Origin of the sequence: Kribbella sp. NBC_01510 (genome assembly GCF_045040325.1) — a bacterium.
Classification (GTDB): domain Bacteria; phylum Actinomycetota; class Actinomycetes; order Propionibacteriales; family Kribbellaceae; genus Kribbella.
Genome location: NZ_CP109418.1, coordinates 3,998,312 through 4,011,132 on the forward strand (window position 1 = coordinate 3,998,312; position 12,821 = coordinate 4,011,132).

The window sequence follows — 12,821 nt, forward strand, 5'->3', positions numbered from 1 at the left end:
CAAAGGAGCAACAACATGGCACAGGGAACTGTGAAATGGTTCAACGCTGACAAGGGCTTCGGCTTCATCACCGTGGACGGCGGCGGCCGAACCGGCATCGAAGAAGCCCGCCACGCCTCCGACGACCCGGCCGTCCAGGCAGGCCTCCTCGAGGCCGAACCAATGACCTGGTGCTTCCGCACCGGCGAAATCCACCTGGCCTGACCGGAGCCGAGCGGCGGCAGCGAGGTCTACGGGTTGGGGGTCCAGCGGTAGGGGCCTGGGAGTAGGTCGGTGGCGAGGACTGAGCCGGGGCCGTCCGGGGTGGGGAGGATGACGCGGATCGTCGGGTGGTATTCGACGAGGATCTGCCGGTCGCGTCCGCACGGGCCGACCACGCCGCGGCCTTCGTTGCCTACGGCCACGATTGTGGTGAGTTCGCGGGCGCCTTCGGCGCGGGCGCGGCCGAGTGCGACCAGCTCGGCGCAGGGGCCGCCGGTGAAGTGGGCGAGGTTGATTCCGGCGTACATCCGGCCGTCCACACCGCGTACGGCGGCGCCCATCGTGTGGACGCCGTCCGGTCCGTCGGTGTTCGCGTCCACGGTCCGGCGGGCCAGTTCGATCAGCTCGCGGTCGTCGTCGGTCAAGGGCTGGATGTCCATCAGTTGTTGATCCGTTTCAGCTCGGCCTCAACTACGGTCTTGACGGTCTTGATCTCGGTGGCGGGGTCGGCGCCGCTGCGGATGATCCGGTTGAGTGCGTCGGAGTACGCCGTACTGGACTTCGGCGACCAGAGGATCGGCGTCTGCGCGTGGCCGTTCTCGTTGACGAACTTGACCGCGTCGGCGGCCGGGCCGGACTTCAGCTTGTCCGCCTTCGCGGCCAGGCTCTTGCGGGCCGGGATGTGGAAACCGTACGACTGCGCGAAGTCGAGCTGGTCGGCGGTCTGGTCGACCCACAGCCACTTGACGAACTTCTTCGCCGCGTCGACGTTCTTCGACTTGGCGTTCACGCACGAACCGTAGGCGCCGACCGGGACGCTCGGCTTGCCGGTGGTCGCGTTCAGCTTCGGCCAGGGGAGTACGCCGAAGTCGTCGGGGAACGCCTTCTGGATGGCCGGCAGCGTCCACAGGCCGGTGAACTGCATCGCCGTCAGGCCCTGCGTGAACGCGGACGGGTCGGACCAGTCGGTCGGTGCTCCGAGCAACAGAGTCTTCGAGGTGAACAGCTCGCGCAGCTTGCGCAGCGACTCGATCGCCGCCGGGTCGTCGAAGCCGAATTGGTTGTCCTCGGTCAGGTAGTCCAGCCCGGCCGACCACAGCGCCGGTCCGCCGAGGACGCCGACGCCGCCGTCGTTGCCGACGAACAGGCCCTTCACCTTGTCGGTGGTCAGCTTGTGAGCGGCCGCGAGCAGATCGTCGACGGTCTCCGGCGGCTGGACGCCGGCCGCGCTGAGCAGGCTCTTGCGATAGACGAGCAGTTGCATGTCGGTGACCTGCGGGACCGCGTACAGCTTGCCCTGGTAGGTCATCCGCTCGATCAGTGACGGAGCGAAGTCGGACTTGGCGTCACCGAGCAGGTCGGTCAGCTCGACCACCTGGTTGGCCTTGATCATGTCGATGGTCGGCCCGTTGACGGACTCGAACACGTCCGGACCCTGGTCGGTGAGCAGCGCGGTCGACATCTTCTTGTCGTAGTCGCCCGGCGACCACTGCACAGTCACGGTCGCGTCCGGGTAGGCCTTCGCGTACCTCTCGACCGCCTGCTGCGTCCCGGCTTCGCCGTACTGGTGATACCACTGCGCCAACGCCGGCTTGTCTCCCGACGAGCCCCCCGACCCCGCGTCCGCCCGCCCGGTGTTCGATCCACACCCAGCCACCGCCATCGCCGCGAGCCCGCCACCCATCGCGAGCAACCGCCGCCTGGTAACCCCAGTCATCCCGCCGTACCTCCATCCCGTGCAGTCCCACAGCCCGCGCACCACCCAGACCCTACGAACTCCGGAGGGTCGTCGGATCACGTATGCTGGCCGGCATGTTCTGCTTCTGTGACTAGCGATCGCTCCTGCGTGTGGTTTGCGCGGTCGAGGCCGAATTCGTGGTGCGGCGTCCGGTTGGGGCGTCGTCGATCTCCAGGAGTGTTCTCTTGTCCGGCACAGTTCGTGCTGGGAGCTACCGTGATGTGCTGTTGTTGCCGTTCGCGCTGCGCACGTTCGTGCCGGCGCTGCTCGGCCGACTGTCGTACGGTCTGCTCCCGCTGTCGTTGCTTTTCACCGTCCAGCAGTCCACCAACTCTTTCGCCACGGCGGGTGCCGCGGTCGCGATCTTCGGGCTCGCGTCGCTGTCGATGCCCTACAAGGCACGGCTCGTCGACCGCTTCAGCCAGCGCCGGGTGCTCCCGCCCCTCGCCGTCGGCTGTTCCGCCGCTCTGGTTGTCATTGCGAGTACGACGAGCAACCTCGTACTCGTGGCTGCGGCAGGACTGCTCGCACCCCCGCTGGGACCGTCGATGCGGTCCAACTGGCGACTGCTCACCGACGGATCGACCCTCAAAGAACGGGCCTATGCGTTGGATGCGGTCAGCGAGGAATGCCTCTTCCTCGGCGGTCCGTTGCTCGCCGGCGCGCTGATCAGTGTGGCGTCCGCGCCCGCCGCGCTCGGCTGCTCTGCGGGCCTGATGGTCGTCGGCACCCTCGCCATGGTGACCAGTCCGGTCACGCGACACACCACAGTGGCACCAGCGACCCGCCATCCGCTGGGACCGCTGGTCATCCCGGGCCTGCGACGGATCCTGGTCGTCATCATGGTCACGGCGTCCGGGGTCAGTCGCGCCTACCTCTGCGTGGCCGGAGTCGCTCAGCGCGCGGGCCGTCCCGGCGCGGCGGGGTACGTCGAGGCCGCGATCGCGCTCGGCAGTGTCACCGGTGGGCTGCTGTGGGCTCGTCGCAGCCACACCCGCTCGTGGTCGACACACCTCGGCGGGCTGATCGCCGTACTGGCTGCCGGTCTGCTCGCGGCCTCGTTCGCGACCAATCTGCTCGTGCTCGGAGTGGTGATGGGTGCGGCCGGTGTCGCCGTGGCGCCGCTGTTCGTGGTGTCCTACCTGGCTGCGGACAACGTCACTCCGCCGCACCAGCGCACCGAGGCGAGCACGTGGATCAACACCGCCAACAACCTCGGCTCGTCGGCCGGCTCCGCGCTGGCCGGGCTGCTGATCCAGCGGACCACGCCGTCGCACGGGTTCCTGGCGGGCGGCGTACTGCTTGCCCTCGTCGCCGCGATCGTGTGGGTGTCAGGCGTCCGACAGGCGGGCGATGGTGGCTGAGGCTCGGCGGACGATCGGGACAGGGCCTTCGGGAAGGACGTCGCCGATGAAGGTGTAGTGCCGGAGGATGTCGGGATCGATGCCGCCGGGCCGGTGGCGGCTGTGGTCGCGAACCCAGTCGATGATGTCGCCCCAGCCGGGGGCCGCGAGCGAGCCACCGAAGTGCTGGACGGACAGTCCCGCGCAGAGATTGCCGAAGGCGAGTCGGTGAGCGAGCGGCCAGCCGCGGAGCGTCCCGAGGACGAGCGAGGCGAGGAAGACGTCGCCGGCGCCGGTCGGGTCGTAGGAGCGGACCGGCAGGGCCGGCACCTGCTCCTCTTCGCCGGTCGCGGAGTCGATCGCGAGTACGCCGTCGGCGCCGTTGGTGACGACCGCCAGCGGGACACGCTCGGCCAGCTTGTGCAGCGCGGCCTTCGGCGTGTCGGTGCGGGTGTAGGCCATCGCTTCGGTCGCGTTCGGCGTGAAGGCGTGAAAGCCCTCGAGGACGTCGAGCACCGCGGGCGACCACTCGTCGGTCGGGTCCCAGCCGACGTCGCCGAACAGCAGGGTGCCGGACTGCATCGCCTCGATGGTCCAGTCGGGCAGTTCGTCGGCGACCGGGACGATCGCCGAGCGGGTCTTCAGGCCGGGACCCACCAGTTTGCTCGGATCGCCGGGCGCCTCGTGGGCGTGGGTGACCATGGCCCGGTCCCGGTCGATCGACATCGACACCGTCACCGGGGAGTGCCAGTGGCCGATCCGGCGGGAGTGGGACAGGTCCACCCCTTCCTGGTCGGCCAGGGTCCGCCAGCAGAAGTCGGCGTACACATCGTCGCCGAAGACCGCGGCCAGGCCGCTCTTCAGGCCGAGCCGCGCGGCCGCGATGGCGAAGTTCGCGACGCCGCCGGGGCACGAGCCCATCCCCTCGGCGAAGATCTCGGTGCCGGTGGTCGGGGCGGACTCCAGACCGGTCATGACGATGTCGAGGAATACAGTCCCCTGCACGAACACGTCGTAGGCGTCGGACTTGTCCATCACGATGACACTGCTCCTTGTCATGCTGGCGGTTCTGTCGGTGGCCGATGGGATGCTCCTTCGTAGCATCATCGACCGGTCAGCACCACGGAATTGGGAGAACATTGATGAGTGCCGGGGTGTGTCCGTGATTCCGACCTGGATCGGTGTGGTGGGTATCATCATGGCCGCCCTCAGTCCGCTGCTCGTCCTCGGTGGCGTCGCGCTGGGTTCGTACATGGTCCGCAAGTCCGATCGCGAGCTGAACACCTGGCGGCATCGCGAGGAGACCATGCGCATGGTCCGGTGGGCGGTCGAGCAGATCCTCGAGGGTTCGGACGCGGGCACGGACGCGGGCGTGGTCACGCTGCGTTCGCTCATGCGTTCCGAACTGCTACAACCCGAGGACTACGAACTGGTCGCCGCGCTGACCGGCGCCGTTGCGATCGACCGGGTCGGCCCGGCCGCGTACGCTGATATTGCGGACTTGGACGTCGAGATCGTCGAGGGAGACGGTGAGAATGGCTGAGAAGAGGACCTTGAAGGTCTCCCGCCAGGCCGTCGAGCTGGCCCGGCTGCACGTCGAGGCGGCCCGCCGTGCCGGCCGCAAACCCGAGCCGGTCCTGGCCCGCATCGCCGACGCCCGCCCGGACAACGGCGCGGCTCCCAGCCCGGCCTGATCCCAGGCGTCGTTCGTCGTACGTCGTGCACCGTCTATCGGACGCGCGCGTACGGACCGGCCCGTCAGGTCGGCGGCACGCCGTGGAGCACCTACACTGATCGACGGCCGCTCCGGTGGCGTACGGTGCACAACGTGGTTACCGTCGCGTCGCTCCCTGTTCCCGACCACGGCCGGATGATCCCGTGATCCGCTTCGAGAATGTGTCCAAGACGTACGAGGGCCAGTCCAAGGCCGCTCTGCTGAACGTCAACGTCGAGATCGAGAAGGGCGAGTTCGTCTTCCTGGTCGGCACCTCCGGGTCCGGCAAGTCGACGTTCCTTCGCCTGGTGCTGCGTGAGCACCGGACGACCAAGGGTCACATCATGGTCGCCGGCAAGGATTTGAACCGGCTGGCCAGCTGGCGGATCCCGCAGATGCGGCGGCAGATCGGAACCGTGTTCCAGGACTTCCGGCTGCTGCCGAACAAGACCGTCGCGGAGAACGTGGCGTTCGCGCTGCAGGTGATCGGCAAGCCCCGCTCGCACATCCGCAAGACGGTGCCCGAGGTGCTGGAGCTGGTCGGCCTGGACGGCAAGGAGGACCGGATGCCGGACGAGCTGTCCGGCGGCGAGCAGCAGCGGGTGGCGATCGCCCGCGCGTTCGTGAACCGGCCGATGATCCTGATCGCCGACGAGCCGACCGGAAACCTCGACCCGGGGACGTCGGTCGGCATCATGAAGCTGCTGGACCGGATCAACCGGACCGGAACGACCGTCGTGATGGCCACTCACGACGTGTCGATCGTCGACCAGATGCGCAAGCGCGTGATCGAGCTGGAGAACGGTCATGTCGTCCGCGACGAGTCGCGCGGCGTCTACGGCTACCAGCACTGAGACGGCTGCCTGTCACCGGGCTGACACAGGGACTGACTGAAGAATGCGCTTGAACTACATCCTCTCCGACCTCGGCATCGGGCTGAAGCGGAACCTCTCGATGACGATCGCGGTCGTCGTCACCATCTGGGTCTCGCTGTCGCTGTTCGGCAGCGCGCTGCTCGCCCGCGAGCAGGTCGACCTGATGAAGGGGAACTGGTACGACAAGATCCAGATCTCGGTCTTCTTGTGCACCAAGGACTCCGGCGGCCGCGGCTGCACCGGCGCCGAGGTGACGCAGGAGCAGAAGAACCGGATCCAGCAGGTGATCTCGGCGAACCCGGACACCGCGCCCGACGGGGTGTTCTCGGAGTCGAAGCAGGAAGCGTTCGACTCGTTCAAGAAGCTGTACAAGGACTCGCCGATCGTCAGCACGGTCACCGAGGACCAGATGCAGGAGTCCTTCCGGGTCAAACTGCGCGATCCACAGCGCTATCAGAACCTGGTCAGCGCGGTCGCCGGCCTGCCCGGCGTCGACACGGTCCAGGACCTGCGCCAGTACCTCGATCCGCTGTTCAAGGCACTCAACGGCTTGCAAGTCGGCGCCCTGGTCGCCGCAGGGTTGCTGCTGGTCGCCGCGCTGATGCAGATCTCGAACACGATCCGATTGGCGGCGTACGCGCGGAGACGGGAGATCGGCATCATGCGCCTGGTGGGCGCGTCGAACTTCTATATCCAGCTACCGTTCCTGCTCGAGGCGGTGCTGGCAGCCCTGATCGGCGCAGTCCTCGCCTGCGGCACCTTGTGGGTCGGCGTCTACTTCGTGGTGATGCAGCGGGCCCAGGAGACCTTCCGGGTCTGGCAGTGGGTCGGCGCGAGCGAAACCTTCCGGGCCACGCTGATCATGGTCGTGGTCGGCCTGATCCTGGCCGTGGTCCCGACATTCCTGACAACGCGGAAATACCTCAAAGTCTGACCCGGGTGACTTATCGTGCAGTATCAGGAGTCACAGCAGTAACTCCTGTACCGCGCGACAACTTCATCCAGAGCAAGGGGTCGACCTGTGGTCCCGCACTTCCCCGGTGCGAACCCGCGTCCGCGGGGGAGCATCAAGCGAGACGACAGCACCGGCACCTCCGCACCGCCGTACCCGCGATCACGCACCGGACCGCGGGGCCGGCCGACGGTGGTCGCCGCTTGCTGCCTTGTCCTGTCCCTGTCCGCCGGAGTCCTGGCGGCGGTCCCGTCCGCCCAGGCGGACCCGCCCGATCCAGCCGCCAAGAAGAAACAACTCGACTCGCAGATCAACCAGCAGAAGGCTGATCTCGCCGAGGCGTCCGACCAGCTCGGCAAATCCGTTGCCGCCTACAACCAGGCGGAGGTGAAGTACCAGGCCGTCCAGGTCCGGTACGCCGCCGCCCAGGGCAGGCTGGCCGCCGCGAAGGCCGCCGATGTGGTTGCCGCGAGCAAGCTCGCGAGCGCCGAACAAGCCTTGCGTACGGCGATCTCCGATGTCGCGGCGGGTGAGCAGCTGATCACGGAGAAGCGGGCAGTGGCCGGCCGGGCGGTGCGATCGGCGTACCAGCAGCAGAACAGCCTGGTCGGGCTGTCGATCGCGCTGCGTGGCGCGGCGCCGGCCGACATCGCCACCGGGATGCAGGTGCAGCGGAACGTGTTCGGCATCCAGGGCAACGCGATCACCAACCTGAACAACGCGCAGGCGCAACTCGCGAGCAAGCGCGCCAAGGTGGCCGTGGCCGAGCAGGCCGCCGCGGCCGCGCGGGCCGAGGCGGCCCAGACGGTCCAGCAGGTCACCGAGCTGACCCAGCAGGTCGCGGCCGACAAGGCCGAGGCCGCCGCGGTCGCGCAGGTCAAGCTGGTCGCCTTCAAGGCCGCCGAGAAGGAGAAGAACTCCGAACTGGCGCAGTACAACTCGCTGCTGCGCGAGCGGACCCGGGTCCAGCAGATCCTGATCGCCCGGGCTCGAGCCGAGAAGGCGGCTGCCGCGCGGCGCAAGGCGGCCCGGGAGAAGGCCGAGCGGGAGCGGGCGCGCAAGGAGCACCGGGCGCCGCGCAACGTATCGGACGAGCCGTCCGACAACGGTGGGCGGCTGAGCAAGCCGATCGACACCTACATCACGTCGCCGTTCGGAATGCGATTCCACCCGATCCTGCACTACTGGAAGCTGCACGACGGCACCGACTTCGGCGCCGGCTGCGGTACGCCGATCCGCGCGGCCGCCAGCGGGGTCGTCACGGACAAGTACTACAACGGAGGTTACGGGAACCGGCTGTTCGTCTCACACGGAGTGATCGACGGCTCGTCCATCACCACCGTCTACAACCACTTGTCGAAGTACAAGGCCCACGTCGGCGAGCGCGTCTCCCGGGGCGAGATCATCGGGTACGTCGGCACCACGGGCTACTCCACCGGCTGCCACCTGCATTTCATGGTCTACCAAGACGGCAATGTGGTTAATCCGATGAAGTGGCTGTAAGCGGTCGGCGTTGCCATTTCCTTCGCACCAGCGGCGCCCAGGCGGGCACCTCGCGGCGTTGGAGGCCGGGCCACGATGAACACCGCATCGAGGCCCGGCCTCCGCCTTGCGATGCACCCACCTGGACGCCGCTGGCACTGAAGGAAATGGCAACGCCGACCGCCTGGCAGTCTGAGATACTGGTCGGATGGTGAAACAGACCGGCCAGCAGAAGCCGATCGCGCAGAACCGGAAGGCGCGACACGACTACCACATCGAGGACGTGGTGGAGGCCGGGCTGGTGCTGACGGGGACCGAGGTCAAGTCCCTGCGGCAGGGCCGGGCCTCCCTCGTCGACGCGTTCGCCGCGGTCCGGGGGAACGAGCTCTGGCTCCAGGGGATGCACATCCCCGAGTACAAGCACGGGACGTGGACCAACCACGAGCCGCGGCGGACCCGCAAGCTGCTGCTGCACAAGGACGAGGTGCAGAAGCTGATCAAGGCCGTCGAGCAGCAGGGGGTTTCGCTGATCCCGCTGTCGCTGTACTTCAAGGACGGCTACGCGAAGGTCGAACTCGCCACCGGGCGCGGCAAGAAGGACTACGACAAGCGGCACGCCCTGGCCGAGCGCCAGGCCGACCGCGAGGCCCGGCGCGCCCTGTCGGAGCGGACCCGCGGCCGCTGATCCGGTCGCGTTGCCGCTGACCGGCGTACCCGAGTGCTGCCTGGGGTCCGGTCAGGGGTGGCTGGGGGCTGAACCCGATGGGGCGAGCGGCGTCCGGCGCGCAGAGTGGAGGCATGAGCACTTCAGACCTGCTGGTGACGCCGGCCCAACGGGACCGCGCAGTCGAGATCCTGAAAGAGATGTACGCCGACGGCCGGCTGGACCACTTCGAGTTCGACACCCGGCTCGAGCTGGCGCTGAAGGCCCGCACCCGAGCCGAGCTGAACAGCACGTTCGACGGACTCGTCTCCCGGCCGGTCCCGACGTACGCACCCGCCGCCTTCACCCGGCCGGCGCAGCTCCAGCGGTACGACTCGAGCGGCCGCGGGATGGGGACGGTGGCGCACTGGCTCGGGTACCCGACGTTCTTCGTCGGGCCGGCGATCGTGGTCGCGACGACGGGTCAGAAGAACCCGGCGGTGCGTAAGCATGCGGTCGAGGCGTTGAACTTCCAGCTGAGCGCGTTCGGAGCGTTCGCGCTGCTGGGCATCGCGACCGGCGTGACCCACGGGTTCCTGGGATTCCTCTTCCCGCTGCTCGGCATCCTGTGGTTCGTCCTCACGGGGATCGGCGGCCTCGCTACCGCGGTCGGCGCGAACTTCCGCTACCCGTTCACGCTGCGGCTGATCAAGTAGCTCGTCTCTTACGCTAGGCGGCATGGCTGTTCCTGTCACGGCACGCTGGGAGGTTGCCGGGTTCCTGGGGTTGACCGGGGCGACGGGGCTGATCGATGCGGTGAGCTATCTGTCGCTCGGACACACGTTCGTGGCGAACATGACGGGGAACGTCGTGTTCCTGGGGTTCGCGGTGGTGCCGGCGTCAGGGTTTCGCTTCGGGCCGCCGGTGGCGGCGGTGCTCGGGTTCGTGCTCGGGTCACTTGGTGGCGGGCGGGCGGCTCGTGTGCTGGATGGACGGCCGCGGCGGTGGCTGGGGACTGCTTTCGGGGCGCAGGCGGTGGTGCTGTGGGTGTGCGCGCTGCTGGTGGGTGTCGGCGTACTGCGGGAGACGGGCGGGACGTCGTACGTGCTGATCGTGGCGCTGGCGAGCTGTTTCGGCTTGCAGAACGCGACGGTGCGGCATGTGGCGCCGCGGGATCTGACCACGACTGTGCTGACGCTGACCCTGACCGGGCTGGCGGCGGACAGCGTGCTGGGCACCGGTCGCTCGGCCAAGCCGCACCGTCGGCTGGGCTCCATCGCGGCCATGTTCGTGGGTGCGGCGATCGGGGCGTTGCTGCTCCAGAAGACCGTCTCCGGTGTCATCGCTCTGGCCGGCGCTGTGGTGGCCGCCGCGGCGCTCGTCTTCCTGTTCGCGCCCGCCCCGGCCCCGGATCCGGCCGCGTGAGCGCTGCCGCCGGGAATGTGAGGTGCGGGCGGTCTGTTGGACTTGGTAGTGTGGATGTTCCACCACCCTTCGGGGCTGGTGGGAGTTTGACAACTCAACAGGGGGTGAACGGTTTCGACTTTGGACGTTAGTTCCAAGGGAAGCGGGCCGAGGATCCAGGGTTATCTCGTTAACGATCTCTGGAAACCAATAAGTGCCAATAACACGCGCACTAACTTCGCTCTCGCCGCCTGACGGCCTGAGGTAAACGAAGGGTCAGCCCGGGGATGCTTCCGACCCGGTTCCTGGCCTCAGCTAGGAAGCTTGCTGTGCTAGCCCGGTCACGGGGTTAGTACGGGACATTTACAGTGACTGAGCCTGTCAGCGACGTGTCTGTGAGAGCGCTGGGGCCGAGAAAATCGCCTAACAGACTGCGCCCGGAGAAGTCTTGGAGCAACGCTGAAGGACGCGGGTTCGATTCCCGCCACCTCCACACGCCGGATTCGATACCCTCATGCGAGGTGTGTCGGTCCGTCACAATGAGGCCTCCCTGTCTAGTGTCATCCGCAGGGAGGTTTCGCTGTGTCTGCCCGCACCCGGGACCTCCGAACATCAGCCGGCCGACTCTGGAGGTGTCGGCGAGTGTTCAGGGCACGTATCGACCGATGCGCGGTGCTGAGCGTGAATCTAGCCGGGAGTACCAGCGCCCCCTCCGACGTCGGATCCCTGCTTCAGTCGGTCAAGTCCGCGCCGCTACCGGCTCCTTCGCCGGTCCGGACGCCGCTCTGATGGCAGCCCTGCATGTCCTGGTGGGCGCCAGCACGGGGGAACCGCACGAGGTTCTCCGACGCCCGACGACCGACGACCTCACGCCGACCTACCGTGAACGCCGCGATGGAGGACCTGTCCGAGGGAGCAGGCTGCAGGCGCTCGCCGTCGACTACATGAAGACCCGATCCCTTGGTTGACGCCCAGCGCGTGTACGTCGCTCGGACTGTGATGCCGGCGCGCTGCACGGCTTCGCCTGGTTCAGAGGGTGCCGACGCGGCCGGCGAACTCCCGCACCCCAGGCAGGCTGTTGCGGCGATCTCCGGTTAGCAGGTCGCGGGTCAGTTGCTGCGCCCAGGGCCGGAATCGGACTTCCTGTGGTGTGTCGCGTTCGGCGGCGACGAGTGCCTGGAATGCAGCTTGTGAGCGGCCGCGACCGTGTAGGGCGAGGGCGGTGTCTTCCCAGTAGCGGGAGCGGCGTTCAGGGGAGGTGATACGGGTCGGGTCGACCAGTCGGGCGTAGTCGACGGCGGCACCGAAGTCGCCGAGTACCCGTGACACGCTGATTTTGTAGACGGCCAGTTCGAGCATGTTGAACCGGTCATTCTTGGTGGCGCCGATACGGCGCGTGGCGTCCTCGGCCTCGCCGAGCAGCGTCCAAGCGCTGTCGCGGTCATCGCGCAGCGCAGCGGTGTAGGAGGCGGCTGCGAGGAGCTGTCCGTACATCGCGGCCGCGGCCGTGTTAGCGAGGGCGGTGTCGGCGTGCAGTCGGCTGGCGGCATCAAGCATGAGCCGCTGCGCGCCGTCCCGGTGGTGGGTACGTCGCATTACGGTGGCCGCGAGGCGACGGGCCTCGGCAAGGACCACCGGGTCGTCGCCGGTACGGGCGGCCTGGACCGCGCGGTCCGCAGTGGCCCATGCCATCCCGTTATCGTGCAGCTTGACCAGCAGTTCGGTGGCAAGGCTGTAGGTCTGCGCCAGCCGGGCAGCCGCCAGCGGCGCATCACTGATGGTGGCGGCATCGCGGCCGGCAACAGCTTGGGCGAGCAGCCGGGGCAGGCGGCGGGCGAGCTGGCTGTAGCGGGTCGCGCGGAAGTCAGCCCGCGCGGCGGCGAGCTGCGCGGCGAGCTGGTGTCCCAGAATAGGCGCGGCACTGCCGCGGCCGAAGAGCACGTCCTCAATGGTGTCAGCCATCCCCCTCGCAGCGGCTGCCTGGTCTAGGGAAAGCACCGTTGCTCCGGTCACCACGGCGGCGGTCGTCGCGAGCAGGTCGCGTCGGCGCATCGGATCACCATCCTCATCGACACCTGTGCTCAGGCTATCGGTGCAGGAGTCGAAGATCGGTCGCGACAGTCCGAACAAGTGCGCGGGGATGGCGAACACCTCGGCGAGACGGCGAAGGTCGCGCACGTCCCAGGCGCGGTGCGGTTTGGTCTCCATCCGGCTCAATGTCGAGGCGGATACGCCAGCGAGGCTGGCGGCGTCCTGCAGATTCAGCCCGGCGGCCACTCTGGCGGTGCGCAGCACTTTGCCGAAGTCGCCGCTGGTGGCCGCCTGCATGACGGACGGCATCGTGGTCCAGGCGGGGTGGGTGCTCATGGTCACCTCCATCCACGATGGCGGGAGTTTGAGCGTGACCGATGTTTGCAGGTTGTGCAAGCCGGTTGCACCCCGAGTAGTCATGTCTTCGATCCGGGTTCA

The 12,821-nt window shown here is 67.9% G+C and carries 14 protein-coding genes and 1 other RNA gene; 11 read left to right on the forward strand and 4 right to left on the reverse strand.

The window, feature by feature from the left end:
* Positions 1-15: 15 nt before the first annotated feature.
* The gene (locus tag OG558_RS19935; protein WP_405071597.1) at positions 16-204 is read left to right on the forward strand and encodes a cold-shock protein; all 189 of its coding nucleotides are present in this window, start codon (positions 16-18) and stop codon (positions 202-204) included.
* Between the two features lie 26 nt (positions 205-230).
* On the opposite strand, the gene OG558_RS19940 is transcribed toward OG558_RS19935, so the two are convergent.
* Together OG558_RS19940 and OG558_RS19945 are read right to left on the reverse strand one after the other, a co-directional pair.
* Positions 231-641, reverse strand: a complete 411-nt coding sequence (locus tag OG558_RS19940; protein ID WP_405071598.1) for a cytidine deaminase family protein — start codon at positions 639-641, stop codon at positions 231-233.
* On the reverse strand, positions 641-1,918 hold the full coding sequence (locus tag OG558_RS19945) for an ABC transporter substrate-binding protein (protein WP_405071599.1): 1,278 nt from the start codon (positions 1,916-1,918) through the stop codon (positions 641-643). The genes OG558_RS19940 and OG558_RS19945 overlap by 1 nt, the downstream gene beginning before the upstream one ends.
* Positions 1,919-2,124: 206 nt before the next feature.
* Here OG558_RS19945 and OG558_RS19950 point away from each other — a divergent pair, with 206 nt between their 5' ends.
* Positions 2,125-3,303 carry an MFS transporter gene (locus OG558_RS19950; protein WP_405071600.1) on the forward strand — a complete coding sequence of 393 codons (1,179 nt, stop codon included), beginning with the start codon at positions 2,125-2,127 and terminating at the stop codon, positions 3,301-3,303.
* Here the strand turns inward: OG558_RS19950 and OG558_RS19955 are convergent.
* On the reverse strand, positions 3,271-4,341 hold the full coding sequence (locus OG558_RS19955; RefSeq protein ID WP_329474429.1) for a PfkB family carbohydrate kinase: 1,071 nt from the start codon (positions 4,339-4,341) through the stop codon (positions 3,271-3,273). The genes OG558_RS19950 and OG558_RS19955 overlap by 33 nt on opposite strands.
* A 103-nt stretch (positions 4,342-4,444) precedes the next feature.
* Here OG558_RS19955 and OG558_RS19960 point away from each other — a divergent pair, with 103 nt between their 5' ends.
* The 9 genes from OG558_RS19960 (at position 4,445) to ssrA (ending at position 10,848) form a co-directional block, all read left to right on the forward strand.
* Positions 4,445-4,825, forward strand: coding sequence for a hypothetical protein (locus OG558_RS19960; RefSeq protein WP_329474430.1), 381 nt, complete (start codon positions 4,445-4,447; stop codon positions 4,823-4,825).
* The gene (locus tag OG558_RS19965) at positions 4,818-4,976 is read left to right on the forward strand and encodes a hypothetical protein (RefSeq protein ID WP_329474431.1); all 159 of its coding nucleotides are present in this window, start codon (positions 4,818-4,820) and stop codon (positions 4,974-4,976) included. Before OG558_RS19960 ends, OG558_RS19965 begins: the two co-directional genes overlap by 8 nt.
* Positions 4,977-5,160: 184 nt before the next feature.
* A complete protein-coding gene (ftsE, locus tag OG558_RS19970) occupies positions 5,161-5,850 on the forward strand; it encodes a cell division ATP-binding protein FtsE (protein WP_328523461.1) in 690 nt (229 codons plus the stop codon).
* A 43-nt stretch (positions 5,851-5,893) separates the two neighbouring features.
* On the forward strand, positions 5,894-6,805 hold the full coding sequence (ftsX, locus tag OG558_RS19975) for a permease-like cell division protein FtsX (protein WP_329474432.1): 912 nt from the start codon (positions 5,894-5,896) through the stop codon (positions 6,803-6,805).
* An 87-nt stretch (positions 6,806-6,892) separates the two neighbouring features.
* On the forward strand, positions 6,893-8,326 hold the full coding sequence (locus OG558_RS19980; RefSeq protein WP_405071601.1) for a M23 family metallopeptidase: 1,434 nt from the start codon (positions 6,893-6,895) through the stop codon (positions 8,324-8,326).
* A gap of 187 nt (positions 8,327-8,513) precedes the next feature.
* The gene (gene smpB, locus OG558_RS19985) at positions 8,514-8,990 is read left to right on the forward strand and encodes an SsrA-binding protein SmpB (RefSeq protein ID WP_328523458.1); all 477 of its coding nucleotides are present in this window, start codon (positions 8,514-8,516) and stop codon (positions 8,988-8,990) included.
* Between the two features lie 113 nt (positions 8,991-9,103).
* Positions 9,104-9,664 carry a DUF1707 and DUF4870 domain-containing protein gene (locus OG558_RS19990; RefSeq protein ID WP_329474434.1) on the forward strand — a complete coding sequence of 187 codons (561 nt, stop codon included), beginning with the start codon at positions 9,104-9,106 and terminating at the stop codon, positions 9,662-9,664.
* 22 nt (positions 9,665-9,686) lie between these two features.
* On the forward strand, positions 9,687-10,373 hold the full coding sequence (locus tag OG558_RS19995) for a YoaK family protein (RefSeq protein ID WP_405071602.1): 687 nt from the start codon (positions 9,687-9,689) through the stop codon (positions 10,371-10,373).
* A 100-nt stretch (positions 10,374-10,473) separates the two neighbouring features.
* Positions 10,474-10,848, forward strand: a transfer-messenger RNA (tmRNA) gene (gene ssrA, locus OG558_RS20000).
* A gap of 533 nt (positions 10,849-11,381) precedes the next feature.
* Here ssrA and OG558_RS20005 read toward each other — a convergent pair.
* Positions 11,382-12,779: a helix-turn-helix domain-containing protein gene (locus tag OG558_RS20005; protein WP_405071603.1), complete on the reverse strand. Its 1,398-nt coding sequence runs from the start codon at positions 12,777-12,779 to the stop codon at positions 11,382-11,384.
* Between the last annotated feature and the right edge of the window lie 42 nt (positions 12,780-12,821).